Consider the following 22,563-nt stretch of genomic DNA (forward strand, 5'->3'; position numbering starts at 1 on the left):
AGAGAGTGATAAGGATATGAAACCAAAAAGAAAGGAATGAGTGAGGGCTGTTAGATCTTATATCTAAGATCAGGATGTCTTGCGGCTAATGTTTCGTCAGGCCTTGATATCTCGGTCGTATACGGAGCATGTTTTACAAGATCAGGGTTTTCTTCGCATTCCCTCGCGATCTTGATCATTGCATCACAGAATGCATCAAGTGTTTCAATGGATTCCGATTCCGTAGGCTCTATCATCATCGCCTCTTCAACGATCAATGGAAAATATATCGTAGGAGGATGGAAGCCATAATCGATCAATCGTTTTGCGATATCCAAAGCTTTCACGCCATATTTTTCTTTTTGCCATTTGGCCGATAATACGAACTCATGCTGGCACTTTCTGTCATAAGGCAGATAATAATACTCTTTTAATTTATTCACCATATAATTCGCATTGCTTACCGCTTTCTCGGATGCTTCTTTTAATCCCTTAGGCCCTAACGATAGAATATAAGAATATGCTCGAAGAAGTATTGCAACGTTCCCGTTGAATGAATGAACGCGGCCGATCGATTTTGGATAGCCGTCAGCTGTTAGCTCAAAGCCGTTTGCAGCCCTAATAACCCTTGGTGCAGGCAAAAAAGGAACGAGTTTCTCGTTGACGCCAACTGGCCCGGCTCCAGGTCCGCCTCCCCCATGAGGCGTCGAAAATGTTTTATGTAAATTAAAATGTGCGACATCGAACCCAAAATCCGCCGGCCTGCAAACGCCTAAGATCGCATTTGCATTCGCACCATCATAGTAAAGAAGCCCTCCAGCTTTATGTATGATTTGGGCAACGTCCAAAATATGCTCGTCAAAGAGCCCAAGCGTATTTGGATTTGTAAGCATAAGCCCTGCGGTATCATCAGAAACTACCGCCCTTAGTGAATCAAGATCCACATTCCCGTGTTTATCCGATTTGATAACAATTGGCGCATAACCAACCATGGTGACAGATGCCGGATTTGTACCGTGAGAAGAATCAGGTATGATCACCTTGCCCCTTGTCCCTTGCCCTTTGTCTTCATGATAAGCTTTGATCATAAGAAGCGCAGTAAGTTCGCCATGGGCGCCTGCAGCGGGCTGGAACGTGAACGCTTTATACCCGAATATAGAACACAAATATTGTTCCAGGTTGAATAAGAGCTCAAGAGTTCCTTGCGCATTGATCTCGTCAGTTAACGGATGAAGGGAAGTAAACCCAGGAAATGAAGATATCTCCTCGTTAACCTTGGGGTTAAATTTCATAGTGCACGATCCCAGCGGATAGAAGTGGGTATCTACAGAGAAATTTTTTTGCGAGAGCCTTGTAAAATGCCTGACAACTTCAAGTTCCGATAATTGCGGCAAGGGCAGATCTTTTCTTAATAAGTCTTTTGGTATAAGAGCCTCGAGCGGTTCTTGCGGAACATCCGGTACGCCGATATTTATGCCATTATTAACTAAACTATTATATTCAAAAATTAATTTTTCTTGCATAAACAAACTAACCAGCTAGTAAACCCTGCCTGCCGGCAGGCACGGCTCGCGGTTCCTAAAATCTACGAGGAAACCGCGACGCTTGTCCCGATTCCCACATCGGGATTTAGCCGCAGGTTCAAGAGTTTCCTCATTTTAGATGATCGCTTTCTGCGATTCCATATCAAAAAGATGCATCTTTCTTAAATTAATGACCACGGTAAATTTGCTTCCCGACTGCGCATCATTCATTGCTCCGACCCTCGCGACAAGCGGAGTATCCCCGATCTTTAAGTATACATAAGTTTCTGAGCCCATTAATTCACGGAACTCGACTTTTGCATCTATCGTGTATTTTTTGTCGATCCAGGCCGACGACGGCACATCCCAAATATTTTCCGGACGAATGCCGAACAATACGCTCCTGCCTTGATTCCCTTCGAGGTATTCGGAAAGCCCCAGATCATTTGGAATATCTATCTTAAAGCTATGCGCTTCAAAACTGAAATTCACGTCATGCTTCTTTAGTTCTCCCTTAACAAAGTTCATAGGAGGAGATCCTATAAATCCCGCGACAAACCTATTAACGGGCTTTCCGTAAACTACAAGCGGAGAATCGACTTGTTGGAGCTCGCCATTTAATATTACTGCGATCCTCTGGCCCAAAGTCATCGCTTCAACCTGGTCATGGGTAACATATATCATCGTAGTTTGAAGCCTATTATGGAGCTTTTGCAATTCCGCCCGCATCTGAACGCGGAGCTTCGCGTCAAGGTTTGAAAGCGGCTCATCCATCAAAAACACTTGAGGGTTCCTTACTATCGCCCGCCCAAGAGCTACCCTTTGCCTTTGTCCGCCCGAAAGCTGTTTTGGAAGCCTGTCCAATAGGTTTGTGATATCAAGAACTTCAGCAGCTTCGGCGACCCTTGTATCTATTTCTTTCCTTGGGATGCCGCGAAGCTTCAATCCAAAAGCCATATTGTCATAAACTGTCATGTGAGGATACAGTGCATATGATTGGAAAACCATGGCAATATTGCGGTCTTTCGGAGGGACATCGTTTATAAGCTTGTCGCCGATGTATATCTTCCCATTGGTTATTTCTTCGAGACCTGCTACCATCCGGAGGGTTGTAGTCTTTCCGCATCCTGATGGTCCGACAAAAACAATGAATTCCTTATCGGCGATCTCGAGGCTGATATTTTTTACCGCAACAACTTCATTGAACTTTTTGGTAACATTCTGGATGGAAACACGAGCCATGTTTTACCCCTTTCCCTAGATCTGCTTATCTATGTTGGCAAGTTCTATAGCGGACAATGCGGCTGAAAACCCCTTATTGCCAGGTTTTGCTCCAGCCCTCTCCAATGCTTGCTCAAGCGTATCGCAGGTCAATATCCCGAATATTACCGGAACCCCGCTGTCGAGCGAAACTTTTGCGATCCCTTTTGATGCTTCCGCCGCCACATATTCAAAATGTGATGTCGCACCGCGTATTACGGCTCCCAAACAAATTATAGCATCATATTTTTTTGCTGCCGCAAGTTTTTTTGCGATCAGAGGAGCCTCAAAAGATCCAGGCACCCATACGACATCAACGGCATTTTCTTTTGCCCCGTGCCTTTTTAAGCAGTCCGTTGCGCCGTCAAGCAGTCCTTTTGACACTAGATCATTGAATCTTGAAACTATGATCGCAACCTTCAAACCTGAAGCGTCCAAATTTCCCTCAATTATTTTCGCCATTTTTGCTTACCTCCCGTAAAAATATGACCTAATTTCTTAGATTTGGTCTTAAGATATCTAATATTATGCTCGTTAGGCAATATCTCTAACGGCACGCGCTCAACAACTTTTAAGCCATAGCCTTCAAGGCCCACGATCTTTCTAGGGTTATTGGTCAACAGCCTGATAGATGTCAGCCCAAGATCGCGTAATATTTGGGCGCCTGCCCCGTAATCCCTAAGGTCAGGGGCAAACCCAAGCTTTTTATTTGCTTCGACAGTATCAAACCCCTTATCTTGGAGCTCGTATGCCCTCAACTTGTTTAAAAGCCCGATCCCACGGCCTTCCTGCCTCATATATAATACAACCCCGCGGCCGCAAAATTCAATTTTTTTCAGGGCTTCTTCGAGCTGTTCGCCGCAATCGCACCTCTTGGACCCGAATACATCGCCGGTCAAACATTCGGAATGGACCCTTACGAGAACATCTTTTTCGCCGGAAACTTTTCCTTTTATAATAGCCAAATGGTGTTCGCCGGAGACCATGTCCTCATATGTTGTAACATTAAATATCCCGAAATTTGTCGGGAGTTTAGCGGTTGAAACCTTCTGTACAAAATTTTCACGGTTAACCCTGTATTTGATCAGGTCGGCAATCGTTATTATTTTAAGGCCGTGCTTTTTGGCGAATTTGAACAGGTCGCCAACCCTTGCCATTGCGCCGTCATCTTTAATGATCTCGCAGATAACCCCGGCGGGATACAGGGAAGAAAGCTTGGAAAGGTCGACAGCGGCTTCGGTATGGCCGGCCCGTTTTAAGACTCCGCCCGCGGCAGCGCGCAATGGGAATATATGGCCCGGGAATGAAATGTCTTCACATTTCGTTTTCGGGTTGATCAAGACCTCGATTGTTTTAGCCCTGTCCCGCGGCGATATGCCGGTTGTTACGCCGTGTTTTGAGGAAGCATCGACAGACACGGTAAATGCGGTCTTAAGCTTGTCGGTATTATTGCCGGCCATAGGGTAAAGTTTTAATTCATCGATCCGCTCCTCTGCAAGTGGAACACAAACGAGACCCCTCCCGAAAGTTATCATAAAATTTATCGCGTCAGGAGTTACCTTTTCCGCCGCCATGGCAAGGTCGCCTTCGTTCTCGCGGTCATGGTCATCGATAACAATTACCATGCGGCCATTTTCAATATCTTTTAGCGCTTCTTGAATTGAGTTGAATTTCATCAGTTATCGATAATCCCTATCGGCAGGAAGCCGGCATTTAAAAAAACCTTCTCGGTCTGGTTTGGCGCATCATTATGAAGAAGGCCTTCCAAATATTTGGCAAGCACATCGGCTTCAAAATTTAATTTATCGCCGATCTGTTTTTGTCCGAGCGTCGTTGTCTTTGTTGTATGCGGGATGATCGTTGCCATAAACCCATCCTGGGTTAGTTTTGCGACAGTAAGGCTAACCCCATCCAAGCCGACAGATCCCTTTTCAATGATATATTTTCTTAAATTATCAGGAGTCTTGAACAATATTTCATATCCGTCATCTTTTGCGATCTTGCCTTTCATTTCAACGATACCGTCAATATGGCCTGTCATTATGTGGCCGCCAATACGCGTGGATAAAGTCAATGCGCGCTCAAGATTAACTTTTGAACCGATTTTAAGAGAATATATGTTCGATATTCGAAGGCTTTCCTCTGAAACATCAAAAGTCAAAGCATTACGGTTTATCGAAGCAACAGTGAGGCAAACGCCATTTACGGCAATACTGTTCCCGATCTCAATATCGCTAAAAGGCCTTTTCTGCGAAATCGAAAGGCTTGCATTATTCCCTTTGCGCACGAACAGGTAAACTGTCCCGATCTCTTCGATAATGCCTGTAAACATTGGTGTTATTTTAGCATAGGTTTAGATTAGAATCAATTAATAGTTACCACAAAATAACCAAGTTCCTTAAGAATTTGCATGATGTCTACAGCCGTCATAACTTTTGAGCTGTATTGGACCTGTATCGAATTTTGGATGACGTCGAATTTTATCGAATTTGCACCCTTTTCTTTTAATATGGATTCGATTTTCGGCATATCAGCTTGGGAAATTTTTGGGGATAGCGCCAATTCCTGATAAAGTTTTAAGGTTTTTGGCTTGTAGTAATATAGGCCTTTTTTCCTGTAAGTCTTCTTATATTTCTTTTTAGCGAAAGATTGGGAGCAAAAAGATATCAGCAATAAAACGACCAACAAAAGAATGAGAATGCGCTTATTTCTTAAGCTCAGCATCTTTAATATACGCCCCCAAGATCCCGTTAATAAATTTTGAAGCTTCGATAGTTGAGAATTCCTTGGCAAGTTCAAGCGCCTCATTTATGACTATTTGGAACGGAGTTTCCTTTTCATTTATCTCAAAGATCGCAAGCCTTAAAATATTGCGGTCGACGCCGCCGATCCTTTCGACTCTCCAGCCTTTTGAATACTTTTTTATGACCGAATCGGCTATTTCCTTGTTGTCCCAGGAGCCTTCGGCTAAATATTTTATAAATTCCCTGGAATCCGTACTTATGTTCTTCTCTTCGAGCACATGTTCAATGGCATCTAAAATAGCGGTATTCCCGTGTTCTGCTTCGTATAATGCCTGCATCGAGAGCCGCCGGGCAGTCGTTCGCTTGCCCATTACGCTTTCGGGAATTCTTTTTCGATGAAGTGGGTTGAGAATTTCCCCGACCTGAAGGCCGCGTTGTCCATAACTTTCTGGTGAAAGGGTATCGTAGTGTGTATCCCGTCTATCACAAATTCGTCCAGCGCCCTTTTCATGCGCTCGATAGCTTCAGCTCTCGTCTTCCCCCAAACAAGAAGTTTGGCGATAAGCGAGTCATAGTGGGGAAGTATCTTATATCCCGAATATGCATGGCTGTCCACCCTGACGCCAATGCCTCCCGGCGGCAAATAAATATTAATTTCTCCCGGGCTAGGCATAAAATTCTTGTCGGGGTTTTCCGCATTGATCCTGCATTCTATTGCATGGCCGTTCAGGCGGACGTCCCTTTGGCTTATAGTCAGCTTCTCGCCAGCCGCGGCCATGATCTGCTCTTTAATAATGTCGACATTTGATACAAGCTCCGTAACCGGATGCTCAACCTGCACCCTGGTATTCATTTCCATAAAATAAAAACGGCCTTTCCCGTCGAAAATGAATTCTATGGTGCCTGCGCTCGAATATTTTACCGCGCGTGCGGCTTTGACTGCAGCAGAGCCAAGCTTTTCCCTAAGCCTTTGATCGACGACGGGCGACAATGCTTCTTCCACCAATTTTTGGTGGCGCCTCTGGATCGAACAATCCCGCTCTCCCAAATGGATAATATTGCCGTGCTCGTCACCTAATATCTGGACTTCGATATGGCGCGGCTCGTCGATATACTTTTCAAGGTATACCTCTTTGTTGCCAAAAGCGGCTTCAGCTTCGGTGCTCGCCATTTTGAAAGCATGGGCCAATTCGCTCTCTTGCCTTACGATCCTCATGCCCTTCCCGCCGCCGCCGGCTGTAGCTTTGATAAGAACCGGATATCCGATGCTGTTAGCAACTTTTATGGCCTCGTTTTCATCCTTAAGGTTGCCGTCGGATCCCGGCACAACAGGAACCCCCGCTCTTTGAACGGTCTTTTTGGCGGTGCTCTTGTCGCCCATTTTTTCCATGGCTTCTTTTGTAGGTCCGATGAATTTTATCTTATGCTCGGAACAAATTTCAGTAAACTTTCCGTTTTCTGCCAAAAAGCCGTACCCGGGATGGATAGCTTCTGCCCCGGATATTTCAGCAGCTGCAATGATACTTGCAATATTCAAGTAGCTCTTTTGCGGCTGTGCAGGGCCTATGCAAAATGACTCGTCGGCCAATTTTACGTGAAGCGAATCTTGATCGGCTTCCGAATAGACCGCGACTGATCTGATGCCAAGCTCCCGGAGAGTCCTGATGATCCTGACTGCTATCTCCCCGCGGTTGGCTATCAATACTTTTTTAAAAATAAAATACTCCTTGCCCCGATTCTCTATTTAATATAGAATAAAAACATCGGGGCCTTGCAATAAGAAATAAGTATACTATAATAATAATCAAAAGACAATTTTTACAAAAAGCGAGGTGAAATAAGCAATGGCAAAAGGTGGATTAAAGAACATGACTGTGAATTTCAAGGGCCGCTTAGAAACTTTGGAAAAAGTTTTCGGCGCAAAGCCAATCCCGGTCACCCAAATGACAAAAAAGATATGGGATGTGATCAAAAAGCACAGATTGTTGAAAAAATAATTTTTTTGTCCCTTATAAAAGTCCCTCGAATGGTGAGCGTATCGAACCATCGCGGGACTTTTGTTTTAGTTATTTCCCGCTAGAAGAACATCAGGTAAAGCATAACAAAAGAAATGATCGTAAAGCACGCGATAGTTATCCACGCCAGCAGGTTATAGAATTTTCCGTTAGTATGGTTGCCCATCAATTTCTTATCGTTTATAAGCCTTAACATAATGTAGAGAATGAACGGCAAGATCAGTGTATTCAGCGCTTGTGAAGCGACCAAGATGAATATGATCGGCAAATTCGGGATCAGAACAAGGATCGCGCTGAAAAACAAACAAAACCCGATTATCGAATAGAACACGGGGGCTTCCCTAAAAATAGCGTTGACTTTCCTCTCTGTGCCCAAAACTTCGGTTAAGGCATAAGCCGTACCCATAGATATTATGCAGGTGCCAAGAAGAGAAGCGTTCAATAGCCCCCATGCAAAAAGATGTTTTGACAGGTCGCCGAGCAATGGGCCTAGAGCCATGGCCGCATCGACAGCGTTCTGGATCCTTATCCCCTTCATATATAATGTCGCCGCAGCGGAAATAATTATGAAATACGCTACAAAGTCCGTCCAAAATGACCCCAAAAAAACATCAAGCCGAGCGCTTTTGATCTGCTTTTTTGTTACGCCTTTGTCGACAAAATAAGACTGAATAAAAAATTGCCCCCATACCGTCAAAGTAGTACCGATCAAAGCGGTGGCAGTAAAAATATAATCGCGGTTCAAAGGCAAATACGGGACAAAACTTCCTCTTGCCATAGCAACAAGGTCGGGCTTTGCGATAAACCCGTTAACTATATAGCAGAAGAACAAGATGCATGACGTCAGGAAGATATTTTGGACAAAATTAAAACTTCCTTTTAAGATTATATACCAGATCAGGATGACAAAGACCGTAACGAAAACGACTCGGGGAATATGGTAAATATCGGCTACAGACGCGATCCCTGCAACATCGGCAAGTATATTCGAAAAATTAGCGATGAAAACAAGCGATATGATGAACAAAGCGGATTTAAGCCCGAATTTTTCGCGTATAAGGTCTCCCAATCCCTTCCCTGTCACAACACCGAGCCTCATTCCCATTTCTTGGGTAACATAGAGCATAAATGTGATCAAAATAAGGATCCAAAGCATTTTGTAGCCGTAATGCGCTCCGGCTATCGAATAAGTTGCAACACCACCCGCATCATTGTCGGCTGTCCCGGTAATAATTCCCGGGCCTACGACCGATAAAAAGATCATCAGCCGCAATCTCCAATAATTCCAATTTTTTCCGGTCAAGAATTTGATCATGTTATTTAGCCCAGCATTTGCCTTTTTCTTCTGGAAAATGGAGGAAGGATAAAATCAATAACGTCGTCAACCGTCACGATCCCGAGCATCTTTTTATCGTGGTCAATTACGGGAACGGCAAGAAGATTATATTTAGATATCAAACCCGCGACTTCGCGCTGGTTCATTTCAGGCGAAACTGTTATCGGATCTTTGATCATTATTTCGGATATTACCGTTTTCGGGCTGGAAACAAGAAGGTTCCTTAACGTCAAAACACCTGCGAGACGATCAGTATTATCTATTATATACAAGTAATAGATCGTTTCGGCGCCTGGAGCTGTTCCCCTCAATTTTTCTATGACCTCTTCGACAGTCAAATTTTGGGAAAGGGATAAAAATTCGGTCGTCATGAGCCCGCCGGCCGTTTCATCTTTATGCTTAAGGAGAGCTTTGATCTGTTCCGCTTTTTTTACGCGCATCAATCGGAGAAGCTCTTGCGACTTTTCTAGTGAAAGGTCGCCCAAAACATCAGCGGTCTCGTCTATCGGCATCTTTTCCAATATCCCAAGAGCTTTTTTTGTATCCAGATTAGCTATAAGGACCGCGGCAAGCATTGGTTCCAGTTCGTGCAAAGCTTCAGACGCCGCTTTTTCTGATAATGTAGAAAATACTGCCGCGCGGTCTTCAGTTCGTATCTGCGATATTATTTGTGCGACATCGGATGGATGCAAATTGGTGATATTTTTTGTAGGCACTTTTACTTCACCTTTAGAAAGGCTTTGCACATGGTCCCAGCCGATCAGATTATCGCGCATTTTGATCTTGAAAATAGAGAGGAACCAGGATACGGATCTTTCGATGCCCAACCTGCGAAGCATTCCCTTAAAACCGATATCGACAGCGATCAATCGTATGTCTTGCTCAACCTTTGCAAGCTTTAGATCGTTCACCCTTATTACGCGCGCGCCGTCAAGATCGACTATCTGCTGGTCTATAATGTCTCGCATCAGCATAATGTCGCCTTCACGAAGGTTCGCCCATGCTATCCTATCTTTTTCGGTCTTTGTTGCTATAAATTGGGTGCCAACAAGGTCAATTTCGGCGATAAGAAGGACTTTTACTTGGTTTTTATCTCCTGATCGCTTGACCAGTAATCCTACGACCTGAGGAAAAGTCTGGTTCAGGTCGACAATAATATCTTTAACGCGACCTATATTTTCCTGGTTCCTGTCCACAACAGGGCCATTAAATAGTTCTGATGCGAACATTTCGGTGAATGAGATCATGATAATGTTATTCTAACCCGATATGATTTATATGACAACAAATAATTTGCCGGGTAATTGCCTTATAATGCCCTTTATCTCCAATTGTGAAAGCAGGACTAATACTTGTGAAGTATTTAGGTTGGAATTATGAACAATTGAATCTATTTGTACGGGTATTTTGGAAACTTCTTTTAATATCAGATTTTCTTCAAATGAAAGCTGTGAATGGTCGATTTGTATGATCGGTCCATCATTTTCTTTTTGCCTTTCAATTCCTATAATATGAGAAAGCTCATCTAATATATCATCAATATTCTCAACAAGTTTTGCACCTTGTTTTATTAGCCAATGAGGGCCTTTTGACAACTCCGATTCAATATTACCTGGTACTGCAAAAACTTCACGGCCTTGGTCGAGCGCTAATTTTGCGGTTATCATTGCGCCACTTTTATATCCGCCCTCGATGACGATCGTTCCAAGAGAAAGTCCCGAAATAATTCTGTTCCTTCTCGGGAATGTCCAGTTGGCAGGTTTTTGATCGACTTGAAGTTCGGAAACCACTGCTCCCGACTCGATAATCTTTTGATAGAGTTCTTTGTTTTCATATGGATAAATAACACTAATACCGGTACCAAGAACGGCTATTGTGCGGCCTTTTGCCTCGAGAGCTCCATTGTGCGCAGTAGTATCAATTCCAACAGCCAGGCCCGAGACGATCGTGATTCCCAAATTTGAAAGTTCATACGCGAATCTTTTTGCAATTGATAAACCGTAATGGCTAGGCTTTCTTGTACCAACGATCGCGATCGATCTTTCGTCTTGCGGTAATAGATTGCCTTTTAGATATAATTTCTTGGGAGGATCGTGGATCTCTTTCAAGAGTTTTGGAAAATTATCGTCATCTAATCCTATTAACGAAAATTCATTCATAACTCTCGTTTTTCGGTTGCGCGGCTAGAATCGTCTGGGGTTGTTCGGTTGCGGAGATCTTTTTAAGTGTGAACCTTTGCCATGAAATAGATAATTTATATAATTGTCTGCTAATTTTGTCGTACAGATCGATCAACTCTTCGCAAATCAATAGATCAACATATTGTCCGCATAAGTCTCTAACTTGGCACAATGACACTGTTGTTTCATTTGATTCGGCCATTGCATCATCAATATATTTCTGGAAACCTTTGAGCTGATGCCTTTTTGAATGGCCTTCCGCAATTAATCTTGGGACAGCTTTACATGAACGTTTTATTTGGTCGATTAGATCATATTCTGAACGAGGAAGCTTTGGCAAAATAATTTTATAGATCTGGAGCATCGCCCTATATGAATCGTTGTAAACATTTAAATCTTGATACCCTCTGATAAATCTTTTCGACGAATTCCTATCAACGTTTCCAGTCGCGCAACCGCAACCGATTTCATCTTTTTCCATTGGATCACCTCAAAAGAGATATAGCAATTCTCATACCAAGAAATATCATTAAATTAGATGAAGATTCGTCAGAAGAAGACTAAGATTTAATCAAAGATAGAGCTTCCGCTCTTGTAGTTGCATTACTCTTAAAAACACCGCGAACGGCAGATGTGACGGTCATTGATCCAGGTTTTTTTACTCCGCGCATTGACAGGCATAAGTGCTCGGCTTCGATAACGACTAATACGCCATGAGGATCAAGCTTCTTCATCATAGTATCTGCAATTTGAGAAACCAAATTCTCTTGCACTTGAGGACGCTTGGCGAACCCATCAACAACTTTAACTAACTTTGAAAGTCCCGTCACCCTTCCCTTTTTTGGGATGTAAACAACATGTGCTTTTCCGAAGAATGGGATTAGATGATGCTCGCAGATCGAATAGAACGGAATATCCTTAACGATTATCATCTCTTCGTGCTGTTCTTGTTTGAAAATGGTCAAATTCTTGGATGGATCATCGTTTAATCCTGAAAAAACCTCTTCATACATTTCAGCGACCCGTTTCGGGGTATCTTTTATTCCTGAACGGTTTACGTCCTCGCCAATTGCTAAAAGTATGTCTTTTACTGCTTTTTCGATCTTTTTCTTGTTGATTAAAATATTTTTGTGTTTATCGTTCATATATTGAGACTAGTTAGGAACCTGCGAGTGAACCCTGCCTGCCGGCAGGCACGGCTCGCGGTTCCTAAAATCTACGAGGAAACCGCGACGCTTGTCCCGATTCCCACATCGGGATTTAGTCGCTGGTTTCCGAGTTGCTAACTGGGAATTCTTTTAGATAATCAATCATGGCAGGCATTATAAGATTATTACCAAATGCATCAAGGCCGCTGCCAAGATTTAGATATAATATTGGTTTAAATGATGGAGAAAGAAAAGATGTTTTAGCGCTTCCAGAACTAAAAAGATATTTAGGTAAAATGCATGACCTGGAAAGTTCGCTTTGGGCTAAAATACTCCAATGCAATGATTCACAATGCCTGCAGCCGCAATCAGCTCCTCAAAATGCTTTTGCCTGAATGAAATCGTCAAAGAATGTTTTTTCTTTAGCAGGCGTTTTAAGCATTATATCCCTCCTGTGTCAATAGTTTACTACTTCAAGAGAATATGTCAAAAGCGGATCTCTCTGTATTCCTTGTGCATCAAAGGATTGCGGGCATAAAAAATAGTTTACTCCATAGTGAAATCTTCGGTGGGGCTGTCGATATATATGTGAGGCCAAAGAGAAAAAGATAATCTATGGGAAAATGGGTTGATTTTTCAGGGGTCTCATTGTAGGGGTTTTAATCCCCTAAGTAAAGCAAGATCAGGAGGGAAACAAAATGAAGCCAGGTGGAATAAGCGGAAGAGGATTAAGCGTATCAAGAGACTTGCGAGTACCTATGCAAATAGGCAAGCCATTTTCTTTGCCTCATGAAAGTCAAGTCAAAATTATGCTCAAGTTATTAATGGAAACAACTGATGAAAAAAAAGCGCGAATAGCTGTGAATTTCTTCGTTCAAGCGGGGGATGCGGTAGTTTCGATGTTAAAAGATAAGCTTTATCTTGTTGATGATGTAGATGAGACTGTTAGGGACAGACTAATTGCCGCTCTAACAAAGATAGGAGGCGAGCCAGTATTAAAATTTATCCCGGAATTGCTTGTCCCCCTGTGGTATAAGGGGGGCAAAGAAATCCTAGAGCGTCTTCCCCAGGCAAGTGAAAAGATAGCTCAAGAGATTAGAAATTTTAATATAGATGCAATTCGCCCGGATGAAGAACGCTCCTTTGTTGCCCCAGCATTGCGTCTTTCTTTTCCAATTGTAATGCGGGCGCTTAAATTTTTTGAAGACCATCAACCCCCAGCAGATATTCTCGATCTGGTTTATGCGATTTATAAAAGAGCTTCCATTCAAGATATGAAAAACCAGCATGATCCTTCCGATTGCATGATAGTAATAAGTCTTGCTTGCGAATTCAAGTGTTATGCAGAAGAAGTTCTCATTAGATATGGCGGGCCTGCCATGGCCCTTAAAATCGTTTCGGACCCAGAAATTCCCGTAGGCACCCGTTGCTCGCTTACCCAGGAATGTTTTTGGCTAAATAAACCAAGACATATATATACAGAAGAGATAGTGGAGCCGCTGAAAGCGGCAATTCTTGATCCGGGACTCAAAGAATTCCGCGATTATTTTTGTGTGGCATTGGGACGCACAAGAAGCCCAAAAGCTCTTCCAGCCATTATCGCGGCAATGAGAGGTCCTGATCCTATTTTGCAAGACCACGCCATAGAGGCGCTTAGCTGGCTGCCAGGCAAAGAAGCAACACAACAAATAATTGACATTTTTTTAGAGAAAAATACTGGACGAGAGGAAGTTATTGGAAGAGTCAGAGCAAAAAGCGCGAGTGTTGTTCCGATGCTTATTTCTTCCGCTCTTGCCCAGCAAGCCAAAAATGGTCTTTCCGAGGAGGTTTGGATTGATATCGCAAAGATTTTGGGCCGGGGAGCAGACCACGAAGTCTTGGCTTCTATGCTAAGATCAATTATCTACACATTTGACAGAGAAGCAGAGTATTATACCATTTTGTTCCATCGGCTGATAAGAAGGGAATTAAGTCATCGCGAAGCTTTTGTCCCCATCCTGCAAAAAATTCTGAACGATTCTTCCATCCCTTTAGCGCTTCGCAAAGATTGTCTTTGCTATTTTTCCGAGGCCAGTTCCATCCCGGAAGCGGCTTTGGCACTCGTCTCGGCTATTGAAATGAAAGAACCTGAATTGCGTTCGGAGGCAATTTATTTTATTTTTGAACACTCATTTTTAGAAGGCCTAGAGCAGTTGTTTAACTCCCAATCCGGAGCAATCCATCGCCTCCTGGAAGGATTGAGGATAAGTCTAAGGCTTCTAACTGCAAATGGAAGCGAATCAGAACCAGTAAAACTGGATACCATCCCTCCAATGGACGCCACTCAAAAGAAATTGACCGTTAGCAACATTGGAGATATTTGTTTGCACTTAATCGTGGCCTTCCCCACATTCCCCAAAACAACTAAAAAATTAGCTAAATATTTTATCCAAGAGAGTTTAGAATTTTTTTGCGCAATAATTCGATCTGAAAGCAGCTTAAATGATAAACCGTTTACATATCTCGCAGAGAACTGTATCGCGAAAATTGCAGATGCCATGAAATAAATACAGCGCCAGCTTATTATCCTTTGGCGTTCCAAGAGAAACTATAATAGGTATTGGAGAAGGACAACATAAAAAGCGCTAAAACAACCCCGTAATCTTACCGTCGTCTGTAATATCCATATTTCCCGATTTTGAAACTACCAACCTTCTCCAGCCAATATTTCTCTAAGTTTCTTTGTCTTTTTAGGTGTAATTTTTGAAAAGAACTGCCTGGCTTCTTCCAACCATTTTAAAGTGCTTTTAAGTGAGACGTGCAAAGAGCTTCCCAACTCTTCATCCGAATAATAAGATTCCATGACTTTTTTCTTTGTAATTTTATGTTTCATTTTTTATCTTTCAATTCCTGAATTCGCTTTAAAGAACCAATATCTATCCAATCTCGCACCCTGTCAGCCTTATTTTTCATCGCGATCAGATCATCCAAGCCAACACACGAAATTCGAAGCTTATCCGCACTAAAGACTTTTCGTTTCTTATACGCGCGATCAAAGTCAATAGGATTTTCCAGGAATATATCAATTCGCTTGTCTTCATCTTCTTTTGTCCTAAAAGCAATTGCCGAATGCTTATTCCATTCACGTTTAGGAACTTTTGTTTCATAGCCGATATGATGCATTATTTCAATAAACTTTGCGAAATTTTCTTCTGAAAGGTCTATCATTAAATCCAGATCCATCGTCATTCGATGCAATCCATGTAAATTTACAGCCAATCCGCCGACAACTAAATACTTTATTTTACTTTTATTTAAAGTTTTCAATTCTTTTTCGTAAAAAACCATTAAAACAACCCCGCGATCTTGCCATCGTCTGTAATATCCATATTCTCCGCAGCTGGATGTTTTGGAAGTCCAGGCATTGTCATAATGTCGCCGGCATAGGCAACAATAAAGCCAGCTCCAGCCGAAGGTTTTAATTCCCTGATAGTTATCTTAAATCCCTTTGGCCTGCCGAATGCTTTAGGATCATCGGATAAAGAATATTGGGTCTTTGCGATACAAATCGGAACTTCAGATATTCCAATATTATTTAACAACTCAATATCAGCCAAAGCCTTATCGGAATAATTAACCCCATCCGCTCCATAGATCTTTGTCGCGATCGTATTTATCTTTTCTTTAATAGGTTTATTTGTTTCATATAAAGGCTTGAAGGTGGACTTTTTGTCGGCCGCGTCAACAACAGCCTTAGCAAGATTCTTACCACCATTGCCGCCCTTTTCCCAAATGTTTGACGTTAAGGCAGGAACACCGAGCTTTGAACACTGAAAACAGATCTCAGCAATTTCCTGATCAGAATCGTTAGTTTTTTTGTTGATAGCAACAACAACCGGAATGCCAAACAATTCAATATTTTCGATATGCTTTTTGACATTGTCATATCCATGGCGATCGATCGCTTGTTTTGTGACAACAAGAACCGCAGCAGATGGAGTTAAACCTGCGATTCTGCATTTTATATCAAAGAATTTTTCAGCGCCAAGGTCTGTCGCAAAGCCGGCTTCAGTAATTACGTAATCGGATAATTTAAGTGCAAGACGAGTAGCTAGAATAGAATTGCATCCATGGGCAATGTTGCCAAACGGCCCGCCATGAACAAAAGCAGGCCCACTCTCGATCGTTTGAACAAGTGTAGGTTTTAGGGCATCATACATCAGAAGCGCCATTGCTCCATTTGCTTTAAGATCGGATGCGGTAATCGGTTTTATATTTTTATCATAGGCTACAATTATTTTTCCAAGTCGTTCCTTCATATCTGTCACACTTTTTGATAAACACAAGATTGCCATAACTTCGGAAGCGGCTGTTATATCAAACATCCCGCGAAGCGCCCTATCGTTCATGTCCATCGCGCGTTTCCAAACTATTTTATTTTCATCGATATTTAGCGCGTTTCCTTGATAGATATGGTTGTAAAGCATTGCAGCGAGCAAATTATGGGAAGAATTTATCATGTGCATATCGCCAGTTAGGTGAAGATTGATATCTTCCATTGGAAGGACTTGCGAATATCCGCCTCCGGCCGCCCCGCCCTTCATTCCCATGACAGGACCAAGTGATGGCTCGCGAATGCAAACAAATGATCTCTTTCTAATTTTTGCCATTGCTTGGGACAATCCGATAGTTGTTGTAGTTTTTCCTTCACCTTGAGGAGTTGGAGACATTGCGGTTACAAGTATCAGTTTGCCGCCGTGCCTGCCGGCAGGCAGGTCTTTTTTCTTTTGATTTCTTTTTAGAGCATTCAAATTGATCTTTGCTTTATAGCATCCGTGGAGCTCGACATCGTTTAGATCAATGCCTGCATGCTTTGCAACTTCTACGATAAGTTTAAGTTTTGCGCTTTGTGCTATTTCAATGTCGGTTTTCATAATGCCTTGATCCCTTCAAAAATGCTTTTATATATCCCTTGCGCTGTAAGCCCTAGATTTTCTAAAATAATACTTCTCTTCCCATGTTCAATGAATTTATCAGGAATGCCTATTCGCATGGCTGGAATATTTATCTTATTATCCGAAAGCAGATCCAAGATCGATGACCCAAATCCACCGATTAGAACGCCCTCTTCGACAGTGACAACCTTATCGGATAATTTGATCGTTTTTAAGATCAATTTTTCATCGAGAGGTTTAATAAACCTTGCATTGATGACAGTGCAATCAATGTCATCTTTTTCCAAAAGTTTAGCGGCTTCAATCGAAGGATACACCATCGATCCGATTGCAATTATACAAATTTTGGATTTAGTCTTTTGGTGATTCGAATTTGTTTCGGATTTCGAATTTTGGATTTTGGATATAAATGAAATTTCTCCTTTTCCAATTTCAATAGATTTCAATTCTGAATCTAGTTTAACTCCAACACTTTCTCCTCGAGGATATCTTATACTTACGGGACCATTAATTTGGAAAGCGGTAAAAAGCATGTGCTGTAATTCATTTTCGTCGGAAGGAGCCATCATTGTGAGATTTGGGACCGTTTTTAAAAATGCCATATCAAATACTCCGTTATGCGTCGCCCCATCATCGCCGACGATCCCCGCGCGATCGATCGCAAACACAACAGGCGCTTTTTGCAGGCAAACGTCATGGATCATTTCATCATATGCCCTCTGTAAAAAAGTTGAATAGATCGCGACAACCGGCTTTTGGCCGCCGCGAGCAAGCGCGCCGCAAAATGTTACTGCATGCTCTTCGGCAATTCCCACGTCAAAAAATCTTTTTGGAAATTTTCCGGCAAACTCGTCAAGCCCCGTACCATCGATCATCGCCGCTGTGACAGCTGCGATCTTTGGATCTTTTTCGGCAAGTTTTGTTACTGTTTGCCCAAATATTTGAGTATAAGTTGGGGCATTCGTTTTTCCATTGACAGGTTTTCCGGTCAATATATCAAACGGCCCCGTCCCATGGAAACGTGTTGGATCGTCTTCCGCCGGCTTATATCCTTTACCCTTTTTTGTAAGTACATGGATTAAAACAGGGCCTTTGATCTCTCTGGCGTGATGAAAAGTGCTCAAAAGAAGAGGGATATTATGGCCATCGATCGGTCCGAAATAATTAAAACCAAGCTCCTCAAATATAACATCAACTTTGAAGCTCATAACAATATGCCGTGTGCGGTCAATTAATTTTCTAGTAGCATCGATCAAAGAACCGCCTTTCGGAAGCCTTTTAACAACTTTTTCAATGCGGTCTCTTAGATCAATATATATATCTGAAGTTTTAACGGCGACTAAATAATTCGATAAAGCGCCGACATTTTTTGAGATAGACATAGCATTGTCGTTTAAGATCACGATCATATTTGTTTTAAGGGCGCCTGCGTTGTTCATCCCTTCAAAAGCGAGCCCGCCCGAAAGCGAACCGTCGCCTATTACAGCTACGACAGAATTGTTTTCATTATTTAGATCGCGGGCGTGAGCTAAACCTAATGCTTGTGATATCGAAGTTGAAGCATGGCCAACCGTAAAAATATCATGAGGGCTTTCATCGATATTGGGGAAACCGCTTATTCCCTTATATTGGCGCAGAGTATTAAAATTATCTTTGCGGCCGGTTAATATTTTATGGGCATAAGCTTGATGCCCGACATCCCAAATTATCTTATCGCGCGGCGATTCAAACGATGCATGGAGAGCTACCGCGAGCTCAACTGCTCCCAAACTTCCGGCTACATGCCCTCCTGCTTTAGATGTAACATCTATTATGAGAGATCTGACGTCTTGTGAAACTTGCTCCAGCTGTTTTGCGGAAAGTTGTTTTAAGGCGTCTGGTAATTTAATTTCATCGATTAATCTATCCATTTATTCCTAATAGACGATAAAATACACGATCGTCGCGGTCAATATCCCGACCACAAAACCGGCAAATACTTCGGTCGGCGTATGGCCTATCAATTCTTTCATCTTTTCTTTTTCGGATACTTTTTCGGAATAAATATCTTCAATTATTTTATTTAAAACAACGGCCTGTTGGCCTGCGGCAAAACGTACCCCCATCGCGTCGTACATGACAATGATCGTAAAAACAACGGCAACAGCAAAAAGCGAAGACGAAAATCCTTCGGTCAACCCTATCATTAAGGTCATTGAAGCGGACATCGCCGAATGCGTCGATGGCATTCCAGCCGCTTCAAAAAGATGGATCAGATTAAATTGTTTTTCTTTGATAAAATAATAAACGACCTTGAACGTTTGCGATAGCAGAAATGCAATCCCACCCGTTACCAATGGAACATTTGATACTAATGACGTTACAATATTCATGCGGTTCTCCTTAAAACGAAATCAGCGATATTGATCAAATTCTTCGACCTATTGCCGAATATCTTTAATTCATTTATTGCCAATTTGTAATGCTTTTTTGCGATTATTTTAGCCTCGCTTAACCCTAGCAGAGACACATATGTCGACTTATTATTAACAACATCCTGTCCAGCGGGTTTACCCAAAGATTTGGTCTTAGACGTTGCGTCAAGTATATCATCGGTGATTTGGAAAGCCAATCCCAAATGTCGCCCATATTTTGCCAATGCGGAAATTTGTCTTTTGGACGCTCCCGCAAGAATAGCTCCGATCTTTAGAGAAGCTTCGATAAGAGATGATGTCTTTAAGAGATGCATTTCTTCGAGTTTCTTATAACTTATAATTTTATCTTCAGATTCAAGATCGATAGCCTGGCCTTCGACCACTCTTATAAGTGCAACTCCTAATTCTTCGCTTACTTTTGATGCTTTTTTCGGATCACAATTTTGAGCGATGACAACAAAAGCAAGAGTATTCAAAGCGTCTCCCGCCAAGATCGCAATATCTTCTCCGAAAACTTTGTGGCAAGTAGGTTTACCGCGCCGAAGATCCGAATCATCCATTGCGGGCAGGTCATCATGTATCAAAGTGAAAGTATGTATCATCTCGATCGCGGCAGCAGCCGGAATTATCTTCTTTAGATCCGATCCAAATAGCTTTGCCGCTTCCAAACATAAGATCGGGCGAAAGCGCTTCCCTCCCGCCATCGTCGAATACCTCATGGCTTTTGAAAGTGACGACTTGTCTTTTGGAAGATATTTTAGAAGTGCTTTATTTATTTGATTTTTCATCTTCTCACCACTATTCCCTTATTCTGTAAAAAATCTTTGATCTGTTTGATCGATAATTCTTTATAGTGCAGAAGTGACGCGAGCAGCGCCGCATCGGCATGGCCTTTAGTAAATGCCTCATGAATTTGGTCAAGTGTTCCAGCGCCACCGGAAGCAATAACCGGAATCTGTACCGCGTCAGCTATTGCTGCAGTTAATTCGGTATCATATCCGATCTTTGTCCCATCGCGATCCATTGAGGTTAAAAGTATTTCCCCGGCACCCAACCCCTCACCCTTTTTCGCCCACAAAACTGCGTCAATTCCTGTAGGCGTTCTTCCTCCATGAGTATAGACTTCCCAATCCAATTTCAAACCTCCAACTCTTTTTGCGTCGATAGCAAGGACAATACATTGCGCGCCGAAAATATCCGAAGCTTCTTTAATAAAATTTGGATTTTTGACGGCCGCCGTATTTATCGAAACCTTATCGGCACCCGAAGAAATTATTTCCCTGATTGTATTGATATCGTAGATCCCGCCGCCGACCGTGAATGGAATATAAATAGTTTCGGAAACTTTTTTAACTACCTCAAGCATGATATATCTTTTTTCATGCGAAGCTGTTATATCAAGAAATACAAGCTCATCCGCGCCTTCTTTGTCATATAAGGCCGCCAACTCGACCGGATCTCCTGCATCTTTTAGATCGATGAATTTTGTACCTTTAACGACACGGCCTTCTTTTACATCGAGACAAGGGATTATTCGTTTGCTAAGCATTATTTTCTCTCCAAAACATATTTCTTGATCAGATATTCCGAAGTATTAATAATATCATCAGGACCAAGCCCTGCTTCTTTACAAAGTTTAAGAGCTAAATCGAACTTTCCTACCATGCTTGCAATATGGGAATCACTACCCAAAATAACCTTCCAGCCGGCTCTTTTTACTTCTTTCGCGAATTCCAAACACTTATCGGAACTGCCCGGCCGTGAATGGTCGGAACTGTTATTGATCTCGATCAAGACGCCATGCTCTTTTGCCGCGGCAACCATCTCTTTGACTTTGATCGGATATTTGGGATTTCCGGGATGGGCAATAATATTTATACGTTTGGTTTTAAGAGCTTTTATCAAGACTTTAGTATTTTTTTCTTCGCCCTGGTGCTCATAACCTAAATACGGATGCAGCGCGACCATTACAATTTGCAAGCCCCCATAATCGATATCGGCTTCAGTAAGATCGATATCTCCATTATCATTTACTATATTCGCTTCTACCCCGCGCAACACTTTGATGCCATCAATTTCTTTTGGTATCATTTTCATGTTGTTGAAATGGTAAATATGTGGGCCTCCCGGCATTGCAGGCCCATGATCCGTGATCGCGATATATCGAAGCCCTATCTTTTTTGCCTGGTCTACATATTCTTGAAGGGTCGAATAAGCATGGCCCGAAGATATTGTGTGGACATGGAAGTCTGCAATTATTGGAAGTTTTTTCACTTTGCTTCTTGCTGTATTATCTCGTCCGGGATATCGAAGTTTGAATGAACCGTTTGGACGTCGCCCAAGTCTTCCAAGGCTTCAACCAATTTCATAAGCTTATGTGCTTCGTCGCCTGTAACCTTGACGGTCGTTGACGGGACCATTGTGATCTCGGCGTTTAATGGTTCAAACCCTTTGGCTTTCAGCGCATCCCTAACTTTTTCAAAGTTTTCAGGGGAAGTTACAATTTCTATTTCACTTTCTTCGGATTTAATATCATCGGCTCCGGCATCGATCGCTTCCATGGAAATGGCATCCTCATCAACTTTTGACTTATCATATGTAATAGAACCTGATCTCTTAAATATATATGAAACCGACCCGGAACCGCCTAAATTGCCCCCGCCTTTTGTAAAAGCGTTCCTTATTTCCCCTATTGTCCTGTTCTTGTTATCGGTAAGAGTCTCAACGAGGATAGCGACACCGGCTGGCCCATAGCCTTCATAAGTAATTTCTTCCATTGCAATGGCATCAGGCCCAGCAGCCTTATCGATCGCCCTTTTGATGTTATCATTCGGCATATTGGCGGCTTTTGCTTTTTCAACTGCAAGCCTCAAACGCGGATTACCTTTAGGGTCAGGCCCGCTGATCTTGGCGGCAGTTGTAATCTCACGGATGATCTTTGTGAAGACTTTCCCTCGCGCCGCATCAGTTTTAGCTTTAGCACGCTTAATTGTGGCCCATTTACTGTGTCCTGACATTATGCGTCAATTT

At 42.4% G+C, this 22,563-nt stretch carries 25 protein-coding genes; 3 read left to right on the top strand and 22 right to left on the bottom strand.

The window, feature by feature from the left end:
• Positions 1-50: 50 nt before the first annotated feature.
• The 8 genes from gcvPB to accC form a co-directional block, all read right to left on the bottom strand.
• Positions 51-1,502 carry an aminomethyl-transferring glycine dehydrogenase subunit GcvPB gene (gene gcvPB / locus HZC34_02595; protein ID MBI5700722.1) on the bottom strand — a complete coding sequence of 484 codons (1,452 nt, stop codon included), beginning with the start codon at positions 1,500-1,502 and terminating at the stop codon, positions 51-53.
• Between the two features lie 135 nt (positions 1,503-1,637).
• The gene (locus tag HZC34_02600) at positions 1,638-2,744 is read right to left on the bottom strand and encodes an ABC transporter ATP-binding protein (protein MBI5700723.1); all 1,107 of its coding nucleotides are present in this window, start codon (positions 2,742-2,744) and stop codon (positions 1,638-1,640) included.
• A gap of 15 nt (positions 2,745-2,759) precedes the next feature.
• Positions 2,760-3,224 (bottom strand): 6,7-dimethyl-8-ribityllumazine synthase, encoded by a 465-nt coding sequence (locus tag HZC34_02605; protein MBI5700724.1) that lies wholly within the window; start codon positions 3,222-3,224, stop codon positions 2,760-2,762.
• Positions 3,212-4,438, bottom strand: a complete 1,227-nt coding sequence (locus HZC34_02610) for a bifunctional 3,4-dihydroxy-2-butanone-4-phosphate synthase/GTP cyclohydrolase II (protein ID MBI5700725.1) — start codon at positions 4,436-4,438, stop codon at positions 3,212-3,214. Before HZC34_02610 ends, HZC34_02605 begins: the two co-directional genes overlap by 13 nt.
• Positions 4,438-5,094, bottom strand: a complete 657-nt coding sequence (locus HZC34_02615; GenBank protein MBI5700726.1) for a riboflavin synthase — start codon at positions 5,092-5,094, stop codon at positions 4,438-4,440. The genes HZC34_02610 and HZC34_02615 overlap by 1 nt, the downstream gene beginning before the upstream one ends.
• Before the next feature lie 32 nt (positions 5,095-5,126).
• Positions 5,127-5,486, bottom strand: coding sequence for a hypothetical protein (locus HZC34_02620; protein ID MBI5700727.1), 360 nt, complete (start codon positions 5,484-5,486; stop codon positions 5,127-5,129).
• Positions 5,467-5,844: a transcription antitermination factor NusB gene (gene nusB / locus HZC34_02625; protein MBI5700728.1), complete on the bottom strand. Its 378-nt coding sequence runs from the start codon at positions 5,842-5,844 to the stop codon at positions 5,467-5,469. The genes HZC34_02620 and nusB overlap by 20 nt, the downstream gene beginning before the upstream one ends.
• A gap of 32 nt (positions 5,845-5,876) precedes the next feature.
• A complete protein-coding gene (accC, locus tag HZC34_02630) occupies positions 5,877-7,223 on the bottom strand; it encodes an acetyl-CoA carboxylase biotin carboxylase subunit (GenBank protein ID MBI5700729.1) in 1,347 nt (448 codons plus the stop codon).
• A 127-nt stretch (positions 7,224-7,350) separates the two neighbouring features.
• Here accC and HZC34_02635 point away from each other — a divergent pair, with 127 nt between their 5' ends.
• Positions 7,351-7,503 (top strand): hypothetical protein, encoded by a 153-nt coding sequence (locus tag HZC34_02635; protein ID MBI5700730.1) that lies wholly within the window; start codon positions 7,351-7,353, stop codon positions 7,501-7,503.
• A 79-nt stretch (positions 7,504-7,582) separates the two neighbouring features.
• Here the strand turns inward: HZC34_02635 and HZC34_02640 are convergent, their stop codons facing one another.
• The 5 genes from HZC34_02640 to folE all read right to left on the bottom strand — a co-directional run bounded on the left by HZC34_02640 (position 7,583) and on the right by folE (position 12,182).
• Positions 7,583-8,836, bottom strand: coding sequence for an Nramp family divalent metal transporter (locus HZC34_02640; GenBank protein ID MBI5700731.1), 1,254 nt, complete (start codon positions 8,834-8,836; stop codon positions 7,583-7,585).
• A gap of 5 nt (positions 8,837-8,841) precedes the next feature.
• Positions 8,842-10,104 carry a magnesium transporter gene (locus HZC34_02645; protein MBI5700732.1) on the bottom strand — a complete coding sequence of 421 codons (1,263 nt, stop codon included), beginning with the start codon at positions 10,102-10,104 and terminating at the stop codon, positions 8,842-8,844.
• A gap of 27 nt (positions 10,105-10,131) precedes the next feature.
• Complete coding sequence (dprA, locus tag HZC34_02650) at positions 10,132-11,016, bottom strand: DNA-protecting protein DprA (protein MBI5700733.1); 885 nt, start codon at positions 11,014-11,016, stop codon at positions 10,132-10,134.
• Positions 11,009-11,518: a four helix bundle protein gene (locus HZC34_02655; GenBank protein ID MBI5700734.1), complete on the bottom strand. Its 510-nt coding sequence runs from the start codon at positions 11,516-11,518 to the stop codon at positions 11,009-11,011. The genes dprA and HZC34_02655 overlap by 8 nt, the downstream gene beginning before the upstream one ends.
• Before the next feature lie 79 nt (positions 11,519-11,597).
• Positions 11,598-12,182 (bottom strand): GTP cyclohydrolase I FolE, encoded by a 585-nt coding sequence (gene folE / locus HZC34_02660; GenBank protein MBI5700735.1) that lies wholly within the window; start codon positions 12,180-12,182, stop codon positions 11,598-11,600.
• 167 nt (positions 12,183-12,349) lie between these two features.
• On the opposite strand from folE, the gene HZC34_02665 reads away from it, so the two are divergent.
• Positions 12,350-12,580: a hypothetical protein gene (locus HZC34_02665; protein MBI5700736.1), complete on the top strand. Its 231-nt coding sequence runs from the start codon at positions 12,350-12,352 to the stop codon at positions 12,578-12,580.
• A gap of 303 nt (positions 12,581-12,883) precedes the next feature.
• Positions 12,884-14,731 carry a HEAT repeat domain-containing protein gene (locus tag HZC34_02670; GenBank protein ID MBI5700737.1) on the top strand — a complete coding sequence of 616 codons (1,848 nt, stop codon included), beginning with the start codon at positions 12,884-12,886 and terminating at the stop codon, positions 14,729-14,731.
• A 137-nt stretch (positions 14,732-14,868) separates the two neighbouring features.
• Here the strand turns inward: HZC34_02670 and HZC34_02675 are convergent, their stop codons facing one another.
• The 9 genes from HZC34_02675 to HZC34_02715 are packed head-to-tail and all read right to left on the bottom strand — an operon-like array spanning position 14,869 to position 22,550.
• On the bottom strand, positions 14,869-15,057 hold the full coding sequence (locus HZC34_02675; GenBank protein MBI5700738.1) for a hypothetical protein: 189 nt from the start codon (positions 15,055-15,057) through the stop codon (positions 14,869-14,871).
• A complete protein-coding gene (locus tag HZC34_02680) occupies positions 15,054-15,512 on the bottom strand; it encodes a nucleotidyltransferase (protein MBI5700739.1) in 459 nt (152 codons plus the stop codon). The genes HZC34_02675 and HZC34_02680 overlap by 4 nt, the downstream gene beginning before the upstream one ends.
• A complete protein-coding gene (locus tag HZC34_02685) occupies positions 15,512-17,098 on the bottom strand; it encodes a formate--tetrahydrofolate ligase (GenBank protein MBI5700740.1) in 1,587 nt (528 codons plus the stop codon). Before HZC34_02685 ends, HZC34_02680 begins: the two co-directional genes overlap by 1 nt.
• Positions 17,095-19,029: a 1-deoxy-D-xylulose-5-phosphate synthase gene (locus HZC34_02690; GenBank protein ID MBI5700741.1), complete on the bottom strand. Its 1,935-nt coding sequence runs from the start codon at positions 19,027-19,029 to the stop codon at positions 17,095-17,097. The genes HZC34_02685 and HZC34_02690 overlap by 4 nt, the downstream gene beginning before the upstream one ends.
• Positions 19,030-19,035: 6 nt before the next feature.
• Complete coding sequence (locus tag HZC34_02695) at positions 19,036-19,491, bottom strand: divergent PAP2 family protein (GenBank protein MBI5700742.1); 456 nt, start codon at positions 19,489-19,491, stop codon at positions 19,036-19,038.
• Positions 19,488-20,321 (bottom strand): polyprenyl synthetase family protein, encoded by an 834-nt coding sequence (locus HZC34_02700; GenBank protein MBI5700743.1) that lies wholly within the window; start codon positions 20,319-20,321, stop codon positions 19,488-19,490. The genes HZC34_02695 and HZC34_02700 overlap by 4 nt, the downstream gene beginning before the upstream one ends.
• The gene (gene hisF / locus HZC34_02705; protein MBI5700744.1) at positions 20,318-21,082 is read right to left on the bottom strand and encodes an imidazole glycerol phosphate synthase subunit HisF; all 765 of its coding nucleotides are present in this window, start codon (positions 21,080-21,082) and stop codon (positions 20,318-20,320) included. Before hisF ends, HZC34_02700 begins: the two co-directional genes overlap by 4 nt.
• Positions 21,082-21,807: a PHP domain-containing protein gene (locus HZC34_02710; protein ID MBI5700745.1), complete on the bottom strand. Its 726-nt coding sequence runs from the start codon at positions 21,805-21,807 to the stop codon at positions 21,082-21,084. The genes hisF and HZC34_02710 overlap by 1 nt, the downstream gene beginning before the upstream one ends.
• Positions 21,804-22,550, bottom strand: a complete 747-nt coding sequence (locus tag HZC34_02715) for a YebC/PmpR family DNA-binding transcriptional regulator (GenBank protein MBI5700746.1) — start codon at positions 22,548-22,550, stop codon at positions 21,804-21,806. Before HZC34_02715 ends, HZC34_02710 begins: the two co-directional genes overlap by 4 nt.
• Positions 22,551-22,563 lie beyond the last annotated feature (13 nt).

Source organism: Candidatus Saganbacteria bacterium (assembly GCA_016223245.1).
In the GTDB taxonomy this organism is placed as follows: domain Bacteria; phylum Margulisbacteria; class WOR-1; order XYC2-FULL-46-14; family XYC2-FULL-37-10; genus JACRPL01.